The organism is Pseudomonas sp. UF-293 (assembly GCF_058245595.1).
The window spans coordinates 184,288-208,412 of sequence record NZ_JBSICA010000006.1 but is presented as its reverse complement, the minus strand read 5'-3'; the positions used below and the strand labels follow the sequence as shown (position 1 = coordinate 208,412).

24 protein-coding genes are annotated in these 24,125 nt (G+C 59.6%); 12 read left to right on the top strand and 12 right to left on the bottom strand.

The genetic code is table 11. From position 1 onward, the window contains the following. The first annotated feature begins 138 nt into the window (after nt 1-138). Entirely contained in the window at nt 139-576 is a 438-nt protein-coding gene (locus AC4IHP_RS09920) for a YkgJ family cysteine cluster protein (RefSeq protein ID WP_460123081.1), read from the top strand. Nucleotides 577-791: 215 nt separating this feature from the next. Here AC4IHP_RS09920 and typA read toward each other — a convergent pair whose 3' ends face one another. Both typA and thiI read right to left on the bottom strand, forming a co-directional pair. After that, the gene (gene typA, locus AC4IHP_RS09915; RefSeq protein ID WP_016772102.1) at nt 792-2,612 is read right to left on the bottom strand and encodes a translational GTPase TypA; all 1,821 of its coding nucleotides are present in this window, start codon (nt 2,610-2,612) and stop codon (nt 792-794) included. 139 nt (nt 2,613-2,751) lie between these two features. Further along, entirely contained in the window at nt 2,752-4,206 is a 1,455-nt protein-coding gene (gene thiI, locus AC4IHP_RS09910) for a tRNA uracil 4-sulfurtransferase ThiI (RefSeq protein ID WP_042608651.1), read from the bottom strand. Nucleotides 4,207-4,533: 327 nt separating this feature from the next. On the opposite strand from thiI, the gene glnA reads away from it, so the two are divergent. The 5 genes from glnA (at nt 4,534) to ntrC (ending at nt 10,099) form a co-directional block, all read left to right on the top strand. Then, on the top strand, nt 4,534-5,940 hold the full coding sequence (glnA, locus tag AC4IHP_RS09905) for a type I glutamate--ammonia ligase (protein WP_016772104.1): 1,407 nt from the start codon (nt 4,534-4,536) through the stop codon (nt 5,938-5,940). 277 nt (nt 5,941-6,217) lie between these two features. After that, on the top strand, nt 6,218-6,730 hold the full coding sequence (locus tag AC4IHP_RS09900; RefSeq protein WP_490831589.1) for a DUF4124 domain-containing protein: 513 nt from the start codon (nt 6,218-6,220) through the stop codon (nt 6,728-6,730). Beyond that, nucleotides 6,727-7,350: a DUF4124 domain-containing protein gene (locus AC4IHP_RS09895; protein ID WP_490831588.1), complete on the top strand. Its 624-nt coding sequence runs from the start codon at nt 6,727-6,729 to the stop codon at nt 7,348-7,350. The genes AC4IHP_RS09900 and AC4IHP_RS09895 overlap by 4 nt, the downstream gene beginning before the upstream one ends. Before the next feature lie 230 nt (nt 7,351-7,580). Then, nucleotides 7,581-8,666 carry a nitrogen regulation protein NR(II) gene (glnL, locus tag AC4IHP_RS09890; protein ID WP_186552131.1) on the top strand — a complete coding sequence of 362 codons (1,086 nt, stop codon included), beginning with the start codon at nt 7,581-7,583 and terminating at the stop codon, nt 8,664-8,666. Next, nucleotides 8,663-10,099: a nitrogen regulation protein NR(I) gene (ntrC, locus tag AC4IHP_RS09885; protein WP_016772108.1), complete on the top strand. Its 1,437-nt coding sequence runs from the start codon at nt 8,663-8,665 to the stop codon at nt 10,097-10,099. The genes glnL and ntrC overlap by 4 nt, the downstream gene beginning before the upstream one ends. A gap of 887 nt (nt 10,100-10,986) precedes the next feature. Here ntrC and AC4IHP_RS09880 read toward each other — a convergent pair. Further along, entirely contained in the window at nt 10,987-11,427 is a 441-nt protein-coding gene (locus AC4IHP_RS09880) for a hypothetical protein (RefSeq protein ID WP_490831587.1), read from the bottom strand. On the opposite strand from AC4IHP_RS09880, the gene AC4IHP_RS09875 reads away from it, so the two are divergent. Beyond that, nucleotides 11,426-11,881: a tRNA (cytidine(34)-2'-O)-methyltransferase gene (locus AC4IHP_RS09875; protein ID WP_460123065.1), complete on the top strand. Its 456-nt coding sequence runs from the start codon at nt 11,426-11,428 to the stop codon at nt 11,879-11,881. The two genes, AC4IHP_RS09880 and AC4IHP_RS09875, sit on opposite strands and share 2 nt — an antisense overlap. Before the next feature lie 122 nt (nt 11,882-12,003). Here the strand turns inward: AC4IHP_RS09875 and secB are convergent, their stop codons facing one another. From secB to AC4IHP_RS09860, 3 genes are read right to left on the bottom strand one after another with little or no spacing between them, the layout of a single operon-like run. Then, entirely contained in the window at nt 12,004-12,489 is a 486-nt protein-coding gene (gene secB, locus AC4IHP_RS09870; protein WP_016772114.1) for a protein-export chaperone SecB, read from the bottom strand. A gap of 57 nt (nt 12,490-12,546) precedes the next feature. Continuing rightward, nucleotides 12,547-12,801, bottom strand: coding sequence for a glutaredoxin 3 (grxC, locus tag AC4IHP_RS09865; RefSeq protein WP_130911997.1), 255 nt, complete (start codon nt 12,799-12,801; stop codon nt 12,547-12,549). A 1-nt stretch (nt 12,802) separates the two neighbouring features. Further along, nucleotides 12,803-13,216 carry a rhodanese-like domain-containing protein gene (locus AC4IHP_RS09860; protein ID WP_016772116.1) on the bottom strand — a complete coding sequence of 138 codons (414 nt, stop codon included), beginning with the start codon at nt 13,214-13,216 and terminating at the stop codon, nt 12,803-12,805. Between the two features lie 153 nt (nt 13,217-13,369). On the opposite strand from AC4IHP_RS09860, the gene gpmI reads away from it, so the two are divergent. The 5 genes from gpmI (at nt 13,370) to AC4IHP_RS09835 (ending at nt 20,022) form a co-directional block, all read left to right on the top strand. Continuing rightward, nucleotides 13,370-14,899: a 2,3-bisphosphoglycerate-independent phosphoglycerate mutase gene (gene gpmI / locus AC4IHP_RS09855; protein WP_460123061.1), complete on the top strand. Its 1,530-nt coding sequence runs from the start codon at nt 13,370-13,372 to the stop codon at nt 14,897-14,899. 217 nt (nt 14,900-15,116) lie between these two features. Continuing rightward, on the top strand, nt 15,117-16,403 hold the full coding sequence (locus AC4IHP_RS09850) for a murein hydrolase activator EnvC family protein (protein WP_490831586.1): 1,287 nt from the start codon (nt 15,117-15,119) through the stop codon (nt 16,401-16,403). Nucleotides 16,404-16,434: 31 nt separating this feature from the next. Further along, nucleotides 16,435-17,754, top strand: a complete 1,320-nt coding sequence (locus AC4IHP_RS09845) for a S41 family peptidase (RefSeq protein WP_460123058.1) — start codon at nt 16,435-16,437, stop codon at nt 17,752-17,754. Nucleotides 17,755-17,756: 2 nt separating this feature from the next. Next, the gene (locus tag AC4IHP_RS09840; protein WP_460123055.1) at nt 17,757-18,533 is read left to right on the top strand and encodes a divergent polysaccharide deacetylase family protein; all 777 of its coding nucleotides are present in this window, start codon (nt 17,757-17,759) and stop codon (nt 18,531-18,533) included. 115 nt (nt 18,534-18,648) lie between these two features. After that, a complete protein-coding gene (locus AC4IHP_RS09835) occupies nt 18,649-20,022 on the top strand; it encodes a Vps62-related protein (protein WP_490831585.1) in 1,374 nt (457 codons plus the stop codon). Here the strand turns inward: AC4IHP_RS09835 and AC4IHP_RS09830 are convergent. The 6 genes from AC4IHP_RS09830 to hisB form a co-directional block, all read right to left on the bottom strand. Further along, nucleotides 20,003-20,758: a substrate-binding periplasmic protein gene (locus AC4IHP_RS09830; RefSeq protein ID WP_460123048.1), complete on the bottom strand. Its 756-nt coding sequence runs from the start codon at nt 20,756-20,758 to the stop codon at nt 20,003-20,005. The two genes, AC4IHP_RS09835 and AC4IHP_RS09830, sit on opposite strands and share 20 nt — an antisense overlap. Nucleotides 20,759-20,831: 73 nt before the next feature. Beyond that, nucleotides 20,832-21,602: an imidazole glycerol phosphate synthase subunit HisF gene (gene hisF / locus AC4IHP_RS09825; protein ID WP_460123044.1), complete on the bottom strand. Its 771-nt coding sequence runs from the start codon at nt 21,600-21,602 to the stop codon at nt 20,832-20,834. A gap of 94 nt (nt 21,603-21,696) precedes the next feature. After that, on the bottom strand, nt 21,697-22,446 hold the full coding sequence (hisA, locus tag AC4IHP_RS09820; protein ID WP_460123041.1) for a 1-(5-phosphoribosyl)-5-[(5-phosphoribosylamino)methylideneamino]imidazole-4-carboxamide isomerase: 750 nt from the start codon (nt 22,444-22,446) through the stop codon (nt 21,697-21,699). Nucleotides 22,447-22,549: 103 nt separating this feature from the next. After that, nucleotides 22,550-22,810 carry a DUF2164 domain-containing protein gene (locus AC4IHP_RS09815; RefSeq protein ID WP_011332018.1) on the bottom strand — a complete coding sequence of 87 codons (261 nt, stop codon included), beginning with the start codon at nt 22,808-22,810 and terminating at the stop codon, nt 22,550-22,552. After that, nucleotides 22,811-23,449 (bottom strand): imidazole glycerol phosphate synthase subunit HisH, encoded by a 639-nt coding sequence (gene hisH / locus AC4IHP_RS09810; RefSeq protein ID WP_016772124.1) that lies wholly within the window; start codon nt 23,447-23,449, stop codon nt 22,811-22,813. It abuts the gene before it with no gap. Next, nucleotides 23,449-24,042 (bottom strand): imidazoleglycerol-phosphate dehydratase HisB, encoded by a 594-nt coding sequence (hisB, locus tag AC4IHP_RS09805; protein ID WP_016772125.1) that lies wholly within the window; start codon nt 24,040-24,042, stop codon nt 23,449-23,451. The genes hisH and hisB overlap by 1 nt, the downstream gene beginning before the upstream one ends. Between the last annotated feature and the right edge of the window lie 83 nt (nt 24,043-24,125).

Sequence of the window (24,125 nt, the reverse complement as noted above, 5' to 3'; positions counted from 1 at the left end):
GCCAATGAATGCAGGGGCCGTGCCGTCCTGTCGGGCAAAATGCGGCGGCTGTGAAAATATCCGGCGAAAGGTTGTTCAAAAATCCACCGCTCCCGGTATGATCGCGCGCCCTGATGCATACACGCCTGGTAACTCCCGATGATGAAGCCCAACCTGATCGCCGCCGCCGAGATTGATCGTCTCGATACGTGGGCCAAATACTCGGCGCCGATGTGCGGCTCTTGCATGTCCAGCTGCTGCACGCTGCCGGTCGAAGTGAAGATCAAGGATCTGGTGCGCATCGGTGTGGTCGACGAGTTCGAACTGGGCGATCCGCCGAAGAACATCGCCAAGCGCCTGCAAAAGGAAGGTCTGGTCGAACGCTTCAATCAGAAGTCTGGGATCTTTACCCTGCAGCGCATGAGCAACAACGACTGCTATTACCTGGATCGTAAAACGCGCCTGTGCACCATTTATGACAAGCGCCCGGACACCTGCCGCAACCACCCCAAGATCGGGCCACGCCCGGGGTATTGCGCGTACAAGCCGAAAGAAGTCGAGCGGGTGCAGCATTTCCGGGCCATCGACAAATTTTGATCGCTGGTGAAGTTTTCGGCGGCTGATCGGCCGCTTTCGCGAGCAGGCTCGCTCCCACAATAGAGATCAGTGAACACGGATTTTGTGTGCACCCGAAATCCCCTGTGGGAGCGAGCCTGCTCGCGAAAGGGCCAACGCATACACTGCATAAACGCCAGACAAACAAAAACGCCCCCGGTCTCGCGACCGGGGGCGTTTTCTATTCCAGGGCTGAATTACGCCTTGGCTTTCTTGGCAGCGCGGGTACGCTCGCTTTCGTCGAGGATCTTCTTGCGAAGACGGATCGACTTAGGCGTAACTTCGCACAGCTCGTCTTCCTGGATGTATTCCAGAGCCTGTTCCAGGGTGAAGCGAACAGGTGGGACCAGAGCGATGGTTTCGTCTTTACCCGAAGCACGCATGTTGTCGAGCTTCTTGCCTTTGGTTGGGTTGACACCCAGGTCGTTGTCGCGGCTGTTCTGACCAACGATCTGACCGTTGTAGATCTCCTGGCCGTGTTCTACGAACAGCTTGCCACGAGCCTGCAGGGTTTCCAGCGAGTAGGTCAGAGCCTTGCCGGTTTCAACCGAAACCAGAACGCCGTTCTGACGGCCGGACATGTGGCCCGACTTCACTGGAGCGTAACGGTCGAAGATCGAGGTCAGGATGCCAGCACCGTTGGTCAGGGTCAGGAACTGGTTACGGAAACCGATCAGACCGCGAGCAGGGATGTTGTATTCCAGACGAACACGGCCCTTGCCATCCGGCACCATGTTGCTCAGGTCGCCCTTACGCAGACCCATCTCTTCCATGACCTTGCCCTGCGATTCTTCAGGGATGTCGATGGTTACGTTTTCGAACGGTTCCTGCTTCACGCCGTCAACTTCACGGATGATCACTTCAGGACGGCCCAGGGCCAGCTCGAAGCCTTCGCGACGCATGGTTTCGATCAGTACCGAGAGGTGCAGCTCACCACGGCCGGACACCTTGAACTTGTCAGCCGAGTCGCCTTCTTCAACGCGCAGTGCAACGTTGTACAGCAGCTCTTTGTCCAGACGATCCTTGATGTTACGGGAGGTCACGAACTTGCCTTCTTTACCGCAGAATGGCGAGTCGTTTACCTGGAAGGTCATGGAAACGGTTGGCTCGTCAACGGTCAGCGGCTTCATCGCCTCGACGGTGTTGATATCGCACAGGGTGTCGGAGATGAACAGCTCGTCGAAGCCGCTGATGCAGACGATGTCGCCGGCTGCTGCTTCGTCAACGTCAATGCGGTGCAGACCGTGGTGACCCATCAGCTTCAGGATACGACCGTTGCGGCGCTTGCCGTCGGCGCTGATAGCGACAACCGGGGTGTTCGGCTTGACGCGACCACGAGCGATACGGCCAACACCGATAACACCCAGGAAGCTGTTGTAGTCCAGAGCGGAGATCTGCATCTGGAACGGACCGTCACGGTCAACGGCCGGAGGCGGAACGTGGTCGACTACTGCCTGGTACAGCGGAGTCATGTCTTCCGCCATGGCGGTGTGGTCCAGACCGGCAATACCGTTCAGGGCCGAAGCGTAAACAACCTGGAAGTCCAGTTGTTCTTCGGTCGCACCGAGGTTGTCGAACAGGTCGAAGATCTGGTCCAGAACCCAGTCCGGACGCGCGCCTGGACGGTCAACCTTGTTGATGACCACGATTGGACGCAGGCCGGCTTCGAAAGCCTTCTTGGTCACGAAACGGGTTTGCGGCATAGGGCCGTCTTGAGCGTCAACCAGCAGCAGAACGGAGTCGACCATCGACATTACGCGTTCAACTTCGCCGCCGAAGTCGGCGTGGCCCGGGGTGTCCACGATGTTGATGTGGTAGCCGTTCCAGTTGATGGCGGTGTTCTTCGCCAGAATGGTAATACCGCGCTCTTTTTCCTGGTCGTTGGAGTCCATCACGCGCTCGTCGTTGAGCTCGTTGCGCTCCAGGGTGCCGGATTGACGCAGGAGTTTGTCTACCAGGGTGGTTTTACCGTGGTCAACGTGGGCAATGATGGCGATGTTGCGTAGATTTTCGATCACTTGTGTATCTCGATCAGAGGATTCGGTTTGCTGACAAGTCATGGCAGCGATTAGCAGTAGTGTCCGGCATGGCCGTTACAGCTTGACGGCGGTGTCGGGGGGCCGGTGACGCAGGCCACAGGCAAACAGCCCCGGGCACTTAGCTCGGTCGATAAACGCGCACATTGGCATGCCCCTCACTGAGCAAATGGTGGGCATGCAGGCGACTCATCACGCCTTTGTCGCAATACAGCAGGTACTGGCGAGTAGGGTCCAGTTCCTTGAAACGTGCGTTCACTGCATAGAACGGCATCGTCTGTACCTCTATGCCAGCGAGCTCCAGCGGGTCATCCTCGGCGGCATCCGGGTGGCGGATGTCGATGACGATCTGACCGGCCAGCGCTTCGCTGACTTCTTCAATCTGCAAATCCTGGCCCAATTCGTCGATTACCCGATCGATCGGTACCAGTTTGGCGTTGGCGAGCGCACGCTCGAGCACCGCCATGTCGAATTCTTTCTCTTCGTGCTCAACCCGGCCACGCTTGGCGGCGGTCTTGGGATTGACCGAAATCACGCCGCAATATTCCGGCATGTGCCGGGCGAAATCGGCGGTGCCGATCTCGTTGGCAGTGTCGATGATGTCCTGCTTGTGCGCGACGATCAGCGGACGCAGCACCAGCTTGTCGGTCACGCAGTCGATCACTGACAGGTTCGGCAGCGTCTGGCTCGATACCTGGGAGATCGCTTCACCGGTCACCAGTGCATCGATGTGCAGGCGTTCGGCGATCTCGGACGAGGCGCGCAACATCATACGCTTCAAAACCACGCCCATATGACTGTTATCGACTTTGCCGAGAATTTCGCCCAGCACTTCCTCAAACGGCACACTGACAAATAGCACGCGTTGCGAGCTGCCGTATTTCTTCCAGATGAAGTGCGCGACTTCCATCACGCCCAATTCGTGGGCACGCCCGCCGAGATTGAAGAAGCAGAAGTGCGCCATCAGGCCGCGACGCATGATCTGGTAAGCCGCCACGGTCGAATCGAAGCCGCCTGACATCAATACCAGCGTCTGCTCCAGCGCACCCAGCGGGTAGCCGCCGATGCCGTTGTGCTGGCTGTGAATCACGAACAACCGTTTGTCGCGAACTTCGATACGGACTTCGATTTCCGGCGCTTTAAGGTCGATTCCGGCTGCACCACACTCGCGACGCAGCTTGCTGCCGACGTATTTTTCCACGTCCATCGAGCTGAACGCATGCTTGCCCGCGCGCTTGCAGCGCACCGAGAAAATCTTCCCGGCCAGCGCGTCGCCGTAGTGCTGTTTGCACTTTTCGGTGATGTCGTCGAAGTCGCCCAGCGGGTACTCGTCGATCTGCAGAAAATGCGCGATGCCCGGCATGCAGGTCAGGCGCTCACCCATCTCTTTCAAGGCTTTGGGGTCGGTAACGCGGGTTTCCAGCTCGAGATTGTCCCACACGCCGTTCACCACCACGGCCGGGTCCAGGTCACGGAGCACGGTGCGGATGTTCTTGGCCAACTGGCGGATGAATTTCGTCCGGACAGGTCGGCTTTTGATGGTGATCTCGGGGAAGACTTTTACGATTAGTTTCATGAAAACAGCGCGCGAACGGCCAGCCGAAAAAGGGGGGCGCGGATTATAGCGGAAATTGCTCAAGGTTTAACCAGTTAATGTGCAGAAGGTTTTGCTTGCACCAAAACAGGTCATTTCTGAATTTAAACGCAACATTAAGGGGCGGGATTTGTCGATTCATAGGCTCGCGCGCCTTAATAAGCGTGAATTTGGGGCAAAAAACCCATGCTGGGGCACTGGCATGCAATTTGCTCCCTTGTGAGGCAGGTTGCCTTGGCAGAGTATTCGCGCCGGCATCACCATTATTAAGGGCATCCACTACCCGCCCTAATTCACCCGGAGGACACTATGTCGAAGTCGGTTCAACTCATCAAAGATCATGACGTCAAGTGGATTGATCTGCGCTTCACGGACACCAAAGGCACTCAGCACCACGTGACCATGCCGGCTCGCGATGCGCTGGATGACGACTTCTTCGAAGTCGGCAAGATGTTCGACGGTTCCTCCATCTCCGGCTGGAAAGGCATCGAAGCCTCCGACATGATCCTGATGCCGGTCGACGAAACTGCCGTACTCGATCCGTTCACCGAAGACCCAACTCTGATTCTGGTCTGCGACATCATCGAGCCTTCGAGCATGCAAGGCTACGATCGCGACCCACGTGCGATCGCCAAGCGCGCCGAAGAGCACCTGAAAGCTACCGGTATCGGTGACACCGTATTCGCAGGCCCAGAGCCTGAGTTCTTCATCTTTGACTCGGTGAAATTCAAGTCGGACATCTCCGGCTCGATGTTCAAGATCTACTCCGAGCAAGGTTCGTGGATGTCCGACCAGGACATCGAAGGCGGCAACAAGGGTCACCGTCCAGGCGTGAAAGGCGGCTACTTCCCGGTTCCACCGTTCGACCACGACCACGAAATCCGTACCGCCATGTGCAACGCACTGGAAGAAATGGGTCAGTCGGTTGAAGTTCACCACCACGAAGTGGCAACTGCCGGCCAGAACGAAATCGGCGTCAAGTTCAACACCCTGGTGAAGAAAGCTGACGAAGTTCAGACCCTGAAGTACGTTGTGCACAACGTTGCCGACGCTTACGGCCGCACCGCGACCTTCATGCCGAAGCCACTGTACGGCGACAACGGTTCGGGCATGCACGTGCACATGTCGATCTGGAAAGACGGCAAGAACACCTTCGCAGGTGAAGGCTATGCCGGCCTGTCCGATACCGCTCTGTATTTCATCGGCGGCATCATCAAACACGGTAAGGCCCTGAACGGCTTCACCAACCCGGCGACCAACTCCTACAAGCGTCTGGTGCCAGGCTTCGAAGCTCCGGTAATGCTGGCCTACTCGGCGCGCAACCGTTCCGCTTCGATCCGTATTCCATACGTGTCGAGCCCGAAAGCCCGCCGTATCGAAGCACGCTTCCCGGATCCGGCTGCCAACCCGTACCTGGCTTTCGCAGCGCTGCTGATGGCCGGTCTGGACGGTATCCAGAACAAGATCCACCCAGGCGACGCCGCTGACAAGAACCTGTACGACCTGCCGCCTGAAGAGGCGAAAGAGATCCCACAGGTTTGCGGCAGCCTGAAAGAAGCCCTGGAAGAGCTGGATAAGGGCCGCGCCTTCCTGACCAAGGGCGGCGTGTTCTCCGACGACTTCATCGACGCTTACATCGCGCTGAAATCGGAAGAAGAAATCAAGGTTCGCACCTTCGTACACCCACTGGAATATGAGCTGTACTACAGCTGCTGATCCGATAGCGCTGCGCAAGTGGCGCGCCAGAAAGAGGCCTTCTTCGGAAGGCCTTTTTTATTGCCCGACGCAATGCATTTCTCATGTGGGAGCGAGCCTGTTCGCGAAGGCGGTAGGTCATTGAAGGTGATGTTGGCTGATACGACGCCTTCGCGAGCAGGCTCGCTCCCACCGGGGATTTGTGGTGTTTGAATAATCTCTGGATGCTTCGCCAGTTGGGCCAACCGCCCCACCTGTCCTATGCTGCTACCCATCGCTTCCAACCCCGGTCGATTTCATGGGTCGCACGTTTCTCTCCATTCTGCTGCTGATCGCCCTGCCCGCCGCCGCGCAGATCTACAAGTACACCGACGCCAACGGCAACACCGCGTACAGCAATCAGCCGCCGGACGGCGTGCAGGCGCAACCGGTCGAGTTGCCACCACTCAACCGGGTCGAGCCGCAAGCACCGAGTGCGCCGCAAGCACCCACTGCAGAACAACCCCAACCACCGCGCAACGTTTACGACATCCTCGAGCTAGCCGGTCTGCCCACTGACGAAGCCCTGCGCGCCAACAACGGCACGTTCACGGTCAATGTTCTGATCAAACCGCGCCTGCAACCACCGCATCAATTAAGGCTACTGCTCGACGATCAGCCCTATGGCCAACCGAGTAACGTGCCGGTTCTGCAATTGATCAACGCCGATCGCGGTGAGCATCGCCTGGCCGTGCAAGTGATCGACGGCCAGACCGTCATCCAGCAGAGCCAGCCCGCCGTTTTCACTGTGCAACGCGTGCACACGCCATGATCCGCGCGGGGCTGGCACTCATTCTGGCGCTGATGGCGCTGCCCGCCGCGGCTGAGGTCTTCACTTATATCGACGCGCAGGGCAACCGCGTCTACACCGACCAACCACGCGCCAATGCCAAGCGAGTGCCGATCGCGACCAGCAATCGTATGGCTGTCCCTGCCAACACCGCAGCGCCGATCACCACAGCGAAAAAATCCGTCGAACCACCACCCTTTCATTACGACATGCTGCGCATTCTGATCCCGGAGCCCGATGCCACTTTGCGCAGCAGCGCCGGCGAGCTGATCGTCAGCGTTACCAGCGAGCCTGGCCTGCAAAGCGGCCATCGTTATCGCCTGTTGCTGGATGGCGAGGCCACGGGCGAGCCCGGCGTCAGTCCGGTATTTGCCCTGAGTAATATTGATCGCGGCAGCCACAGCCTTTCCATCGAAATCCTCGACGCCGCCGGGCGCACCGTGGAACGTACTGCCAACCAGCCGTTCCACATGCTGCGCATTTCCCTGGCGCAGAAGCGTCAGGTCAAACCCTGTGTCGCCGAAGATTATGGCGTGCGTGCGGAATGCCCGCTCAAGGACAAACCCGCAGAGCCGAAAAATCCCTTTCTGCGCTTCTTTTAACGCCCGGCAGCCGCTCGCACTCTATTGGTGCACTAAACTGCAACCCGCCCACAACCCAACCCATTTTGGTTCGAAACTTCCCGTTTGAGCTGGCTTCGTGCCATACAAACGCGCGTCAAACGCCTGTTTCAGGGTTTAAACGCTTCTTTTCGGAGCCTTGGTTTGGTTTTTGCATTTTCTCGACATCAGCGCTTTGTTCTCGCGCACGCCTTGCTCCAAAAGGGGTCCAGATGACCATAAGCGACGCTATTCACCGTTTGCTGCTCGACAACCTGACCACGGCGACCATCCTGCTCGACGCCGAACTGCGCCTGGAGTACATGAACCCGGCGGCGGAGATGCTGTTGGCTGTCAGCGGTCAGCGCAGCCACGGCCAGTTCATCAGTGAGCTGTTTACCGAGTCTCCCGAGGCGCTCAATTCTTTGCGCCAGGCGGTTGAGCAGGCGCACCCGTTCACCAAACGCGAAGCAATGCTCACCGCCCTCACCGGCCAGACCCTGACTGTGGATTACGCGGTCACACCGATTCTGAGCAACGGCGCGACCTTGCTACTGCTCGAAGTCCACCCGCGTGACCGCCTGCTGCGGATCACCAAGGAAGAGGCGCAGCTGTCCAAGCAGGAAACCAGCAAGATGCTGGTGCGCGGCCTCGCCCACGAAATCAAGAATCCCCTCGGCGGCATCCGTGGTGCCGCGCAGTTGCTGGCCCGCGAGCTGCCGGAAGAAAGCCTGCGCGATTACACCAATGTGATCATCGAAGAGGCTGACCGCCTGCGCAATCTGGTTGATCGCATGCTCGGCTCGAACAAACTGCCGTCGTTGGCCATGTGCAACGTCCACGAAGTGCTTGAACGCGTCTGCCATCTGGTCGAAGCCGAAAGCCAGGGCTGCATCACTCTGGTGCGCGATTACGATCCGAGCATTCCCGACGTATTGATCGACCGCGAACAAATGATTCAGGCGGTGCTGAACATCGTGCGTAACGCGATGCAGGCGATCAGCAGCCAGAACGAGCTGCGTCTGGGCCGTATCAGCCTGCGCACCCGCGCCATGCGCCAGTTCACCATCGGCCACATCCGCCATCGTCTGGTGACCAAAATCGAGATCATCGACAACGGCCCGGGCATCCCGGCGGAACTGCAGGAAACCATTTTCTTTCCGATGGTCAGCGGCCGCCCCGACGGTACCGGGCTGGGCCTGGCCATTACCCAGAACATCATCAGTCAGCACCAGGGCCTGATCGAGTGTGAGAGCCATCCAGGCCACACCACCTTCTCGATCTTCCTGCCACTGGAACAAGGAGCCACATCGACATGAGCCGTAGTGAAACCGTGTGGATCGTCGATGACGACCGTTCTATCCGTTGGGTCCTGGAAAAGGCCTTGCAGCAGGAAGGCATGACCACCCAGAGCTTCGACAGCGCCGATGGCGTGATGAGTCGTCTGGCCCGGCAGCAGCCGGACGTGATCATTTCCGATATCCGCATGCCGGGCGCCAGTGGCCTGGATCTGCTGGCGCGGATTCGCGAACAGCATCCACGGCTGCCGGTCATCATCATGACCGCCCACTCCGATCTGGACAGCGCTGTCGCCTCGTATCAGGGCGGTGCTTTCGAGTACCTGCCCAAACCGTTCGATGTCGACGAAGCCGTTTCGCTGGTCAAACGCGCCAATCAACATGCGCAGGAACAGCAAGGCCTGGAAGTTGTGCCAGCCTTGACCCGCACCCCGGAAATCATCGGCGAAGCGCCGGCGATGCAGGAAGTGTTTCGTGCCATCGGGCGCCTGAGCCACTCCAACATCACCGTGCTGATCAACGGCGAATCCGGTACCGGTAAAGAACTGGTCGCCCACGCCCTGCACCGCCACAGCCCACGCGCGGCTTCGCCGTTCATTGCGCTGAACATGGCGGCGATTCCCAAGGACCTGATGGAATCGGAACTGTTCGGCCACGAGAAAGGCGCATTCACCGGCGCCGCAAACCTGCGACGCGGGCGCTTCGAACAGGCCGACGGCGGAACCTTGTTTCTCGATGAAATCGGCGACATGCCGGCGGACACCCAGACGCGTCTGTTGCGCGTGCTGGCCGATGGCGAGTTCTATCGCGTCGGCGGTCATGTGCCGGTCAAAGTGGATGTGCGCATCATCGCCGCCACCCACCAGAATCTCGAAACACTGGTCCACGCCGGTAAATTCCGCGAGGACTTGTTCCACCGTCTCAACGTGATCCGCATCCACATTCCACGCCTGTCGGATCGTCGCGAAGACATCCCGACCCTGGCCCGGCACTTCCTCAGCCGCGCCGCACAGGAACTGGCGGTCGAGCCCAAACTGCTGAAAAGCGAAACCGAGGAATACCTGAAAAACCTGCCGTGGCCGGGCAACGTGCGTCAGCTGGAAAACACCTGCCGCTGGATCACCGTGATGGCCTCCGGCCGTGAAGTGCACATCAGCGATTTGCCGCCAGAGCTGCTCAACCTGCCGCAGGATTCGGCGCCGGTAACCAACTGGGAACAGGCCCTGCGCCAGTGGGCCGATCAGGCCTTGGCCCGTGGCCAGTCGAGCCTGCTCGACAGCGCGGTGCCTGCGTTCGAGCGAATCATGATCGAGACGGCGTTGAAGCACACCGCCGGGCGCCGTCGTGATGCCGCCGTTTTGCTCGGCTGGGGGCGTAATACCCTGACGCGCAAGATCAAGGAGTTGGGGATGAAGGTTGATGGTGGGGATGATGATGAGGGGGAAGAGGGTTAGGTCTGCCGTTCTGCGTTGAACCCATTCGTCGAAGCTTTTTGGGCCAGCATGCACCGCATCAATGCACGATGACCCGGGATCGCGCAGACCCCGAATCCCATCGCCCTGTTTCAACGTGCTGAAAAATCCCGCTTCGAATAACTGAAAGCCCCGAATTCCGGGGCTTTCGCGTTTTCGAAGCGTTTTTTGTTTCAGCACATTAAAAACTGGCACGCCCCCTGCAATAACTATCTCAGGTGATTCGTTTCACCACCCGTTTCGGGGACCTTGGTACAGGCAGGCCGGGGATTCCCCTCTTTACATCGGGCTCAGACCGCAACGGATGAGCCCACCCTTTTGGGATCCTTGGTACAGGCAGGCCGGGGGTTCCCTCTTTACACCGGACTGACGCCGAACGCGAAGTCCAGGCTTTTGGGAACCCTGATACAGGCAGGTCAGGGATTCCCGCTTTTACACCGCCACTGCGCCCCAACGAATTACTCAAGCCGGGGGCGCTTGAGCCGGTGATGTAACGGCGAGTTCCGCCGCCCCCCCGTCATATTTTCGAATTTCCGCTACCAGCCAATCCAGCATGTTCCCAGGACTTGGTTCAAATTCGACGATTGTGCTCAGCCACGCTCGCTCCACCGCATCCGCCTGACTGAAATTTTCCAGAACCCGCCAGACTCGACGCTGTAAAAGCGGCCGCTCAACATGAAATCCAGGCGTGCGACTCAGCGTCCGGACACCGTTCAGCATCGTACTCCAGGGCCCTTCGAAACTATCATCCTGCCCTTTGAACGTGAAAGCGGACGATAGCGCGCTGGCGGTGGCTGGGGGCCGGAAAGGTCAACGGCAGCGGTGGGAAATGCCGTTAAAAAACGTCAGAGGTAACGATGAGTTTCAGCTCATTGCTCTCGTAACCGAACTTCCAGCCGCCAGCGGTCATCGACCTCGCTGCCGATCCAGTCACCGCCCAACGGCCGCGCCGCCAGCACCGTCAGCAACAATCCGCCGTCACTCTTGCGCGTGCGCCAGTTCACATCCCTGCCGTCGAGCTTGAGCTGGCCCTTTTGCGGCCGACCTTGCGCCTGAAACAGCAATGCGATGGTGCCGTCGATGATCTCGCCGTGCAGTTTCGGCTCATTGTTGAACCACACCACCAAACCGCCGTCGGTAACCTCGACCCGCTCCAGCACGCTCGGCTCCGGCGTGGTCAGGCGACCGATCATCAGGCCGATCATCATTCCGACGATGGCCAGCGAACCGATGACTCGAGGGAATAGTTTCGAACGGTTGTCCACAGGCGGCGTAGAATGCCGCTCATCTTTACCTTCGGAGCCGTGCATGTTTCACGTCATCCTTTTTCAACCAGAAATTCCGCCGAACACCGGCAACGTTATCAGGCTGTGCGCCAACAGTGGCTGCCACCTGCATTTGATCGAACCGCTGGGTTTCGAGATGGACGACAAGCGCTTGCGCCGCGCCGGTCTCGATTACCACGAATATGCCACGCTGCAGCGTCATGCTGATCTGGCCAGTTGTCTTGAGAGTCTGGGCAACCCGCGCGTATTCGCCTTCACTACCAAAGGTTCACGACCGTTTCATGATGCCGCATTCTTGCCAGGCGACGCGTTTCTGTTTGGCCCGGAAAGCCGTGGCCTGCCAGCGGACGTGCTCGACGCCCTGCCTGGCGAACAGCGCCTGCGCCTGCCGATGCGCGAAGGCTGCCGCAGCCTGAATCTGTCCAACACCGTGGCGGTCGCCGTGTACGAAGCGTGGCGGCAGAACGACTTCAAGTAACGCCGCAAGCAAATGTGGGAGCGAGCCTGCTCGCGATTACGGAGTGTCAGTCAACATTGATGTGTCTGACAGACCGCTTTCGCGAGCAGGCTCGCTCCCACATGGGGTCTTGCTGAACCGTCTTACTGAACGGTCGGGGTCTCGCCGCTTTCCTGCATGCGCTGCAGCTCTTGCGCGTACAGGGCGTCGAAGTTCACCGGGGCCAGCATCAGCGCCGGGAACGAGCCACGGGTGACCAGGCTGTCCAGGGTTTCGCGAGCGTACGGGAACAGGATGTTCGGGCAGAACGCACCCAAGGTGTGGCTCATCGAAGCCGCGTCCAGATTCTTGATCAGGAAGATACCGGCCTGTTGCACTTCAGCGATGAAGGCCACTTCTTCACCGTTTTTCACGGTAACGGAAAGAGTCAGCACCACTTCGTAGAAATCGCCTTCCAGCGCTTTCTGACGGGTGTTCAGATCCAGACCGACCGCCGGATCCCACTGCTGGCGGAAGATCGCCGGGCTTTTCGGGGCTTCGAAGGACAGGTCGCGTACATAGATGCGCTGCAAGGAGAATTGCGGTGCGGTTTCTTCTTCGCTGGCTGCAGTGTTCTGTTGGTCAGTCATCTCAGATCCTTATCGATCTTGGGTCTTTTAGGGAGTGCTGTACGTGGGTGCAGCCGTTCAGCCCTTGAGCAGCGCGTCGAGTTTGCCGGCGCGCTCCAGGGCATATAAATCATCACAACCGCCGATGTGTTTGCTGCCGATCCAGATCTGCGGCACGGACGTACGCCCGGCCTTCTTGGTCATTTCGGCGCGCAACTGCGGCTTGCCATCGACCTTGATCTCTTCGAAGGCCACGCCTTTGCTGGCGAGCAGATGCTTGGCGCGCGAGCAGTAGGGGCAGTAATCGCTGGAGTAGACGATGACTTCGCTCATGTCATTTCACCAACGGCAGGTTGTCGCCCTTCCAGCTGGAAATCCCGCCGGACAGCTTGGCGGCGGTGAAGCCGGACTTCATAAGTTCGCGGGCGTGGGTGCCGGCGGTCTGACCGAGGGCATCGACCAGAATGATGGTCTTGGCCTTGTGCTTTTCCAGCTCGCCGACGCGGGCAGCCAGTTTGTCTTGCGGGATGTTCACAGCGCCGACGATGTGGCCTGCGGCATAATCCTTGGCCGGACGGATGTCCACCACCACGCCTGCATCTTTATTGACCAGTGCGGTCAGCTCGCCGGTGCTCAGGCTCTTGCCGCCGCCCTGCATCGTGTGCGCCAGCAACAGAGCCAGCAGTACGACGAAGATACCGACAAGAATGTAGTGGTTAGTGGCAAATTCAATCAGGTGAGCAACCATCGAAGGAGGTTCCAGGGCGTTAAAATGTCGGCCAGTATACACAGCCACTATGGTCGGCCAAACCCCGTCCGGCGGTGACGCGGTCGGAACTTCGCTTTAAACTCCAACTCCGTTTTCCATCGCCCTCTTCTTTATCAGCCACGAGTGGATTCCATGACGACTACGCCCAAACCTTTGGTCCTGATGATTCTCGACGGCTTCGGTCACAGCGACAGCCCCGAATCCAATGCCGTGTTCGCGGCGAAGAAACCTGTGCTGGATCGTCTGTGGGCTACCGTGCCGAACGGCTTGATTTCGGGCAGCGGCATGGACGTCGGCCTGCCGGACGGCCAGATGGGCAACTCCGAAGTCGGCCACATGAACCTCGGCGCCGGGCGCGTGGTGTATCAGGACTTCACCCGTGTGACCAAAGCGATCCGCGACGGCGAATTCTTCGAAAACCCGACCATCTGCGCCGCTGTGGATAAAGCCGTGGCCGCCGGCAAAGCCGTGCACTTTATGGGCCTGCTGTCCGATGGCGGCGTGCACAGCCACCAGGATCACCTGATCGCCATGGCTGAACTGGCCTTCAAGCGCGGCGCCGAAAAAATCTATCTGCACGCCTTCCTCGATGGCCGCGACACGCCGCCGAAAAGCGCTGCTTCGTCGATCGAACTGCTCGACGCGACTTTCCAGGCCTTGGGCAAAGGCCGGATCGCCAGCATCATCGGCCGTTATTTCGCCATGGACCGTGACAACCGCTGGGATCGCGTCGCCCAGGCCTACAACCTGATCGTCGACGGCAACGGCGAATTCAACGCCGCCACCGCTCAGGAGGGCCTCGAAGCCGCCTATGCCCGTGGCGAAAGCGACGAGTTTGTCAAAGCCACCTCCATCGGTGAGCCGGTGAAGGTCGAAGACGGCGACGCCGTGGTGTTCATGAACTTCCGTGCCGACCGCGCCCGCGAGCTGACCCGGGTGTTCGTCGAAGACGATTTCAAGGAATTCGAGCGCGCCCGCCAGCCGCAACTGGCCGGTTTCGTCATGCTGACCCAGTACGCCGCAAGCATTCCGGCACCGTCGGCCTTCGCCGCCGGCAGCCTGGAAAACGTTCTCGGTGATTACCTGGCGAAAAACGGCAAGACTCAACTGCGCATCGCTGAAACCGAAAAATACGCCCACGTGACCTTCTTCTTTTCCGGCGGTCGCGAAGAACCGTTCCCGGGCGAAGAGCGCATCCTGATCCCGTCGCCGAAAGTCGCTACTTATGACTTGCAGCCGGAAATGAGCGCCCCGGAAGTCACCGACCGCATCGTCGACGCTATTGAAAACCAGCGCTACGACGTGATCGTGGTCAACTACGCCAACGGCGACATGGTCGGCCACAGCGGTGTGTTCGATGCGGCGGTGAAAGCGGTCGAGTGCCTCGACACCTGCGTCGGTCGCATCGTTGAAGCGCTGGAAAAAGTCGGCGGCGAAGCACTGATCACGGCTGACCACGGCAACGTCGAGCAAATGGCTGACGAATCCACCGGCCAGGCGCACACCGCGCACACCACCGAGCCGGTGCCGTTCATCTACGTCGGCAAGCGCGACCTGAAAGTGCGCGAAGGCGGCGTGCTGGCGGACGTGGCACCGACCATGCTGATGCTGTTGGGTCTGGAAAAACCGGCGGAGATGACCGGTACCTCCATCCTGGTGTAAACCACACCTAACCTTGTGGGAGCGAGCCTGCCCGCGAATACGGTGGATCAGTCGACAGCGATGTCGCCTGACACACTGCTTTCGCGAGCAGGCTCGCTCCCACATTGGTTTTGGGGTGTTTTTCAGGCCAGTTATCACACAGCCCCAATTGGGCGTTTTTTTTGCAGCCTCGGGCGGGCATACTAGGCCGTCCCTTACCCTGGTGCCGCCCGCCCCTATGCTTCGCGTCCTGATCGCCCTTGCTCTGACCTGTCTGCTCCAGCCGGCCTTTGCCGACGAGCGCGCGCAAACCCAACAGCAGTTGGAGGCCACGCGTCAGGATATCGCCGAGCTGAAAAAGCTTCTGGGCAAGCTGCAGGAAGAAAAGTCCGGCGTGCAGAAAGAGCTCAAGGGCACTGAAACCGAGATGGGCAAGCTGCAGAAGCAGGTCGACGCCCTGCAGAAAGAACTGCAGAAGAGCGAATCCGAGCTACAGCGGCTCGATGCAGAGAAAAAAAAACTCCAGAGCGCGCGCACTGAACAGCAGCGACTGATCGCCATTCAGGCCCGAGCGGCCTACCAGAACGGCCGCCAGGAATACCTCAAGCTGCTGCTCAACCAGCAGAATCCCGAGAAATTCGCCCGTACCCTCACCTATTACGACTACCTGAGCCAGGCACGCCTGGAGCAGTTGAAGAACTTCAACGAAACCCTGCGCCAACTGGCCAATGTCGAAAAAGACATCGGTCTGCAGCAGGCGCAGTTGCTGGTACAGAAAAGCGACCTCGACACTCAGCGCGAAGCACTCGAGAAGGTCCGCAAGGAACGCCAGCAGGTTCTCGCCAGACTCAATGACGACGTGAAAGCCCGCGACCAGAAACTCGCCGCCCGCGAGCAGGATCAGGCAGACCTGTCTAAAGTCCTTAAAACCATCGAAGAAACCCTGGCCCGACAGGCTCGTGAGGCAGAAGAAGCGCGGCAGAAAGCGCTGATCGCCCAGCAGGAAGCGGAAAAAAAGCGTTTGCGTGAGGCGCAGGCTGACAGCAGCGACGCCCCACGAAAACCCGCCAGATCAAGCCCCGGCGCGCTGGTATCGAGCAGCGGCGAAACGTTTGGCGGGCCATTTGCTGCAACCCGGGGAAAACTTCCGTGGCCGGTTGATGGTCGATTACTCGCACGCTTCGGTGAAAGCCGTGGCGACGACGCCCGCACCAAGTGGGATGGCGTGATGATCAGCGCCTCCGCCGGCAGCCAGGTGCACGCCGTACACGGTGGGCGCGTGGTGTTCGCCGACTGGCTGCGCGGTGCCGGTTTGCTGGTGATTCTTGATCACGGCAATGGTTTTCTGAGTCTTTACGGCCACAACCAGACGCTGCTCAAGTCGGCGGGTGATGTGGTCAAGGCGGGCGAGTCGATTTCCACTGTCGGTAACAGTGGCGGTCAGGACACGCCAGCGCTGTATTTCGCAATTCGTCAGCAGGGTCACCCGAGTGATCCGGCGCAATGGTGTCGTGCGCAAGGATAAGCGCACCATCTAATTCAGGAGTTCGTTCGACATGCTGCATTTGTCCCGCCTTACCTCGCTGGCCCTGACGATCGCTGTGGTGATCGGCGCGCCTCTGGCGTTCGCCGCACAACCGGCCCCGACCGTCGCTCCGGCAGGCACTGCCGCGACCGCCAAGGCGCCGTTGCCGCTGGAAGAGCTGCGCACCTTCGCTGAGGTCATGGACCGGATCAAAGCCGCGTACGTTGAACCTGTGGACGACAAGACCCTGCTGGAAAACGCGATCAAGGGCATGCTCAGCAACCTCGATCCGCATTCGGCCTACCTCGGCCCGGAAGATTTCACCGAGCTGCAGGAAAGCACCAGCGGTGAGTTCGGTGGCCTGGGTATCGAAGTCGGCGCCGAAGACGGCTTCATCAAAGTCGTCTCGCCGATCGATGACACGCCAGCGTCGAAGGCCGGCATTCAGGCCGGTGACTTCATCGTCAAGATCAACGGTCAGCCAACCCGCGGCCAGACCATGACCGAAGCCGTCGACAAGATGCGCGGCAAGATCGGCCAGAAAATCACCCTGACCCTGGTTCGCGATGGCGGCACGCCGTTCGACGTGACCCTGGCCCGTGCAGTGATTCAGGTCAAAAGCGTCAAGGCGCAACTGCTGGAATCGGGCTACGGCTATATCCGCATCACCCAGTTCCAGGTCAAGACCGGCGAAGAAGTCTCCAAGGCTCTGGCCAAGTTGCGCAAGGACAACGGCAAGAAGCTCAACGGCATCATTCTCGACCTGCGCAACAACCCGGGCGGCGTGCTGCAATCGGCGGTAGAAGTGGTCGACCATTTCATCACCAAAGGTCTGATCGTCTACACCAAGGGCCGTATTGCCAATTCCGAGTTGCGCTTCTCCGCTACCGGCAAGGACGAAAGCGAAGCAGTGCCGATGGTCGTGCTGATCAACGGTGGCAGTGCCTCGGCTTCGGAGATCGTCGCCGGCGCTCTGCAGGACCAGAAACGCGCCGTGGTCATGGGCACCACCAGTTTCGGCAAGGGCTCGGTGCAGACCGTGCTGCCGCTGAACAACGACCGCGCGCTGAAGATCACCACCGCCCTGTACTTCACGCCGAACGGCCGCTCGATCCAGGCTCAGGGCATCGTGCCGGACATCGAAGTGCGCCGCGCCAAGATCACCAACGAAGCCGACAGCGAATACTTCAAGGAAGCCGATCTGCAAGGTCACTTGGGCAACGGCAACGGCGGCGCCGACAAACCGAGTGGTTCCGGCGGCAAGGCCAAAGCGATGCCACAGGATGACGATTACCAGTTGGCCCAGGCCCTGAGCCTGCTCAAAGGCCTGAGCATCACTTCCGGCCGCTGAGGATGTTGCTGCGTTCCCTTTGCGTTCTGTTGTGCTGTCTGGCGGGTTTTGCCCAAGCAGAGCCCGCCAGCTCCACGCCGCACAAAGCCTACCTGACATTGATCATCGACGACCTGGGGCAGAACCTGCCCCGGGATCGTCGCGTGCTCGCCCTGCCTGGCCCGGTCACGGCAGCGATCATGCCCGACACCCCGCACGCCAGCGAATTTGCCCGCGAAGCCCATCGCGCCGGCAAGATCGTCATCCTGCACATGCCCATGGACCCGGCCACCGGACCTTACGCCTGGCACCCCGAACTGCCAATCGAAGAGCTGCAGAAACGCCTGAATGCCGCGTTCGAGAAAGTCCCGTTCACCGCCGGCATCAACAATCACATGGGTAGCCGCATGACCGCGCAGCCGGCGGCGATGGCGTGGTTGATGGCTGAGTTGCAGCGTCGGCACAAGTTCTTCGTCGACAGCCGCACCAGTGCTCAAACGGTCGCTGCGCAGCAGGCGCAGAAAATCGACCTGGCCAGCGTTTCCCGAGATGTGTTTCTCGATGACGAACGCACCGAAGCAGCCATTGCCACTCAGTTGCAGACCGCGATCGCCCTGGCGCACAAACAGGGTTCAGCGGTGATGATCGGCCATCCGTACCCGCAGACCCTGGCGGTGCTCGAGCGCGAGCTGCCCAGGCTGAAGGCGCAAGGCATCGACTGGATCGATATCAGGCAGATGATCAGCGTGCGCAGTAATCGCGCGATGGCTGGGCATGGCAAGGACGGCATTTACCGGTAACAACTGGTCACGGTGCAATACATAGTTACCACCACGCACCCCACCCCGTTCCGGATAGTGAGACCTGCTACAGGTCGCGGCTCCCTCGAGCCGCTTTCAACTATCAGGAGTGCCCATGACGAACAATGCCCCGATCATCCCGCCCATAGGGCGAACTGAACCGATCCGAATCGATAACCTGTTGATCAATTTCACAACAGAGTTTCTGCGCATCTGGGATACCGACGGTCTTTCGGCCAAACCGGCGTCGTTCTGGCGCCCGACCCCCGCTCCCGACGCGCTGCCCGGTTATTTCCCCTTGGGCGATGTCGTCACCAGGGGCTTGGGCAATATCAATGGCGAACGCGTGGTGGCGGTGGCTTGCGAAGCGGACATTGCCAGCACTGATCCCACGAAAGGCAGAGCACTGCGGCGTCCCGATGATTACGAGCTGGTCTGGAAAGATTCCGGCTCAGGCTCGAAAAGAGATCTGTCGATCTGGCGACCGCTGCCTCCCGCAGGCTACGTGGCGCTGGGATCGGTGTGCTCGAATGATCATGAAAAGCCGTCGCTTAACGCGGTGCGCTGCGTTCGCGCAGATCTGGTGATCGCGTCCAATTCCAGCGAGCTGATCTGGGACGACAAAGGCAGCAAAGCCCGGCAGCGCGTGAGTAGCTGGAGTGCCGTTCCTCCCGCAGCTTTATCTGGTGAGGTCTACTTGGCATCAGGCAGTTTTTTCAGCTTGAGTGACTACTCCAGACCGGCCAGCTTCCCTGTCTACTGTTTGCGTCTGCGGATTGGCCTGGAGCTGTACACACGCCCATCGCCACCTGTGCTGTGCGGGGAAACGCCGACATCTGTCGATCCTACGGACGATGCTACTCACACGGCCATACTCCCTTGGTTCACGGTCAGGGATCCGCGTTACACCGTCACCGAGCAGTGGCGCCACTCGCCCTTCTACCTGTTGGAGCGCAAGGATCGGTATGTGCTCGTCGGTCACGCACACAACAGTGGCAACGACAGCCAGATATTCAGGTGGACTGCGCCTCGCGCTCAGCGCAATGCCGGTTTGCGGACTTTCACCCAAACGACTTCCGTCGAATTCGGCGCCCAATGGCAAGCCGGACAGCACAGCGCGCTGATGTTTTCCGCACGGCTGGGCCATGATTTCACCCAATGCGAACTGCATTCGAATGACTGGCTCAATGCGGCGGCAATTGAAGTGGTTGCGGTGGTGGACAAAAATCGTTCCGTGGCGGCCTATCTGGTGCAGAGCGACTACCGCCTGGTGCGCGCAGACAGCACCACAGTGACGGAGGGCTTCAGCTACACCGATGGCAATAGCCTGCACATCAGCCAGTACACGCCAAGCGAGCCTGAAATCATCGTCGCGTCGGAGGCGGAGGCGGTCGAAGATCAGACTGTGCTTGCGTCTCTGACCAATGACGACATCAGCGCCCCGCTGCCAGAGCCAGACGAGTCAACCGCTACAGATAGCGCGCCATGATTTCATCGACCACGCCTTCTTTGCGCAACTGATCCAGCGCGGTCTGAAGCTTGTTGACCACGTCATCGGAAACGTCCTTGTTCAGCGCCAGGTACAACTCGGCGCTGTTGAAGCGCAGCACGGTCTTCAGGCCGGTCACGCCATCCTGCCGCGCCAGATAACGGCCGGCAGGATCACCGGTGGCCCACAGATCGATCTGGCCATTGAGCAGTTTTTTTGCGTTGTCCTGATCGCGCAGCACCACCACCGGCTTGAGCCCCTGCTTGGTCAGTGTCTCGGCAATCGCATCTCCCTTGTAGGCACCGATCTTGTACTTGCGCGCGTCATTGAGGGTTTCGAGGGTGATCTTGCTGTCCGCCTTGGCCAGCAGGATCCAGTCGTCCGGGCCGATCGGGCCGACCCATTTGAACAGTCTTTCGCGATCGGGCAGGCGCGCCATGACGAAGGCGCCGTAACCGGGATTTTCCAGGGCGAGTTTGTAGACTCGCTCCCAAGGGAAACGCAGGGTCAGGCTGTACGTGAGGCCGGCGCGCTGGAACATCTCGCGGACGATGTCGGTGGCAATACCGTTGATGTTGTCGCCCTGGGCGAAATTCTTGCCGTTCTTCGCCATGTTGTACGGCGGGAAGTTTTCGGTGAGCAGCACCAGATCGGTGTCGGGACCGTTTTCGGCGCGAGCATTGCTGATCAACAACAATGAGGCGCTGGCGAGAACAACAAGCAGGCGTTTGATCATGTCTGGCTACCGGAATCCATGGCGTGCCCAAGAGTGCCTTGGGCGCGCCATGCTGTCCACTGGCCTGTACGCTTTAGCGCATGACGATGCCGCGATGCGACATGTAGGCCTTGGCTTCCTGCACGGTGTATTCGCCGAAGTGAAAAATACTCGCCGCCAGCACAGCGCTGGCATGGCCTTCGAGAATGCCATCGGCCAGATGCTGAAGATTGCCCACGCCACCGGAAGCGATCACCGGAATGCCCAGCGCATCACTGATGGCGCGGGTCACGCCGAGGTCGAAGCCGCTTTTCATACCGTCCTGATCCATGCTGGTCAGGAGGATTTCGCCGGCACCGAGGCCTTCCATTTTCTTCGCCCACTCGACTGCATCGAGGCCGGTCGGCTTGCGCCCGCCGTGGGTGAAGATTTCCCAGCGCGGCGTTTCGCCGGGGCCGGAAACCTTCTTGGCGTCGATGGCGACGACGATGCACTGCGAACCGAAATGCTGCGCGGCTTCACCGACAAACTCCGGATTGAACACGGCAGCGGTATTGATCGACACCTTGTCCGCGCCGGCATTGAGCAGGTTGCGGATGTCCTGCACGGTGCGCACGCCACCGCCGACGGTCAGCGGGATGAACACCTGACTGGCCATGCGCTCGACGGTATGCAGCGTGGTATCGCGGCCATCGACGCTAGCGGTGATGTCGAGAAAGGTAATTTCGTCGGCACCCTGCTCGTCGTAACGACGGGCGATTTCCACCGGGTCACCGGCGTCGCGGATGTTCTCGAACTTCACGCCCTTGACCACCCGGCCGTTGTCCACGTCCAGGCAAGGGATGATGCGCTTGGCTAACGCCATAAGGCTTAATCTCCGATTAAGAGTTGCAAGCTTCAAGCTACTAGCTGCAGGAAAGAGCCGATCGCGGTCGAGTTTCTAACTTGCAGCTTGCAGCTTACAACTTGGAGCTGGCCGCGTAGCCATCACAAAAAGCTTGAGCATCTGCAACATCCAAAGTGCCCTCATAGATCGCGCGGCCCGTGATCGCGCCGATGATGCCCGGTGCCTTGGCGTCGAGCAGCGACTTGATGTCACCCAGATTGTGGATGCCGCCGGAAGCGATCACCGGAATCTTCGTCGCAGCGGCCAGAGCAGCGGTGAACGGCACGTTGCAGCCCTGCATCATGCCGTCTTTGGCGATGTCGGTATAAACGATCGACGACACGCCGTCGGCTTCGAACTGCTTGGCCAGATCGATCACCTGTACGGTGCTGATTTCAGCCCAGCCATCGGTGGCGACGAAACCGTCTTTGGCATCCAGACCGACGATGATCTTGCCCGGGAATGCGCGGCAGGCCTCAGCGACGAACGCCGGATCCTTGACCGCTTTGGTGCCGATGATCACGTAGCTGACGCCCGCCTTGACGTAATGCTCGATGGTTTCCAGCGAACGGATGCCGCCACCGATCTGAATCGGCAGGCTCGGGTAGCGCTTGGCGATCGCGGTGACCACTTCGCCGTTGACCGGCTGGCCTTCGAACGCGCCGTTGAGGTCGACCAGATGCAGACGACGGCAACCGCCCTCCACCCATTTGGCAGCCATGCTCACCGGGTCATCGGAGAACACCGTGGAATCTTCCATGCGGCCCTGGCGCAGACGTACGCAGGCACCGTCCTTGAGATCGATAGCGGGGATAATCAGCATGCTTTTTCCTTCGTCAAAAGAGCGGCAAGCTGCAAGCCATAAGCTGCAAGCGCGCACGCGCGTCTATCTCTTGCAGCTTGCAGCTTGACGCTTGCCGCTGCTCTTAATTTTTTTCGAGCGCCCACAGGTCGCTTTCGATGCTTTCAAACCGTTCCTTGAGGTGGGTCTGCACATCGAAAATCGCCCTGTTGTAATAGTGCGGAGCAATCTCGCGGGTAAACAGCTCAAGAATTTCCGCCGCTTCGAATGAACCCAGGTCCAGTTCGAAACGGTCTTCCATGAACCGCTGAATCTTGCGATTGGCCTCGCTCTCCTGCTCGGGAGTGAGGGTCAGAATCGGCGGTTTGGACTTCTTGACAGCCATTTACCAGCGACCGTCCCACGCAGCGAAGTTCTGCAGCAGTTGCAGGCCATGGGTATGGCTTTTCTCCGGGTGGAACTGCACGGCGAAACGCGAGCCATCGGCCAGCGCTGCGGCGAAATCGACACCGTAATGACCGCTGCCCACCACCTGACGCGCATTGGCGGCGGCGATGTAGTAGCTGTGCACGAAGTAGAAACGCGCCAGATCCGGGATGTCATGCCACAACGGGTGACTGATGTTCTGCTTCACCTCGTTCCAGCCCATGTGCGGGACCTTCAGGTGCTCGCCGTCTTCGTGCAGATCCTTGCCGAAGAACTTCACCGCGCCCGGAAACAGGCCGATGCAGTCGACGCCGGCGTTCTCTTCGCTGGTATCGAGCAAGGCTTGCATGCCGACGCAGATGCCGAGGAACGGCCGATCCTGGCTGACCTCACGGACCAGCGAGTCGAAACCGAGGCGACGGATCTCCGCCATGCAATCGCGAATCGCGCCAACGCCGGGGAATACCACGCGGTCGGCCTCCCGAATCACGTTCGCGTCGCTGGTAATCAGCACCTTGCCGGCGCCGACGTGCTCGAGAGCCTTGGCCACCGAGTGCAGATTGCCCATGCCGTAGTCGATAACTGCAACCGTCTGCATTACAGAACGCCTTTGGTCGATGGCATTTGCCCGGCCATGCGCTCGTCCAGCTCGACGGCCATGCGCAGCGCGCGGCCGAAAGCCTTGAACACGGTTTCGATCTGGTGGTGAGTGTTGGTGCCGCGCAGGTTGTCGATGTGCACGCTGACCAGCGCGTGGTTGACGAAGCCCTGGAAGAATTCCTGGAACAGGTCAACGTCGAAACCGCCGACGGTGGCGCGGGTGTACGGCACGTGCATCTGCAAGCCTGGACGACCGGAGAAATCGATCACCACGCGCGACAGCGCCTCATCGAGCGGCACGTAGGCATGGCCGTAGCGACGGATGCCTTTTTTGTCGCCGATGGCTTTGGCGAAGGCCTGGCCGAGGGTGATACCGACGTCTTCCACCGTATGGTGGTCGTCGATATGCAGATCGCCCTTGCATTCGATATCCAGGTCGATCAACCCGTGACGGGCGATCTGATCCAGCATGTGCTCAAGAAAAGGTACACCGATATCAAATCGGGCCTTTCCGGTGCCATCAAGGTTGATCGAGGCTTTGATCTGGGTTTCCAGAGTGTCGCGCTCGACAGACGCCTTACGTTCGGCCATCACCAGCTCCGCAAAATCATTGGGCGAAAAAGGCAGCCATTATAGGCACGCAGAAGGCAAACAGAAACACGAGAGGTGAGATG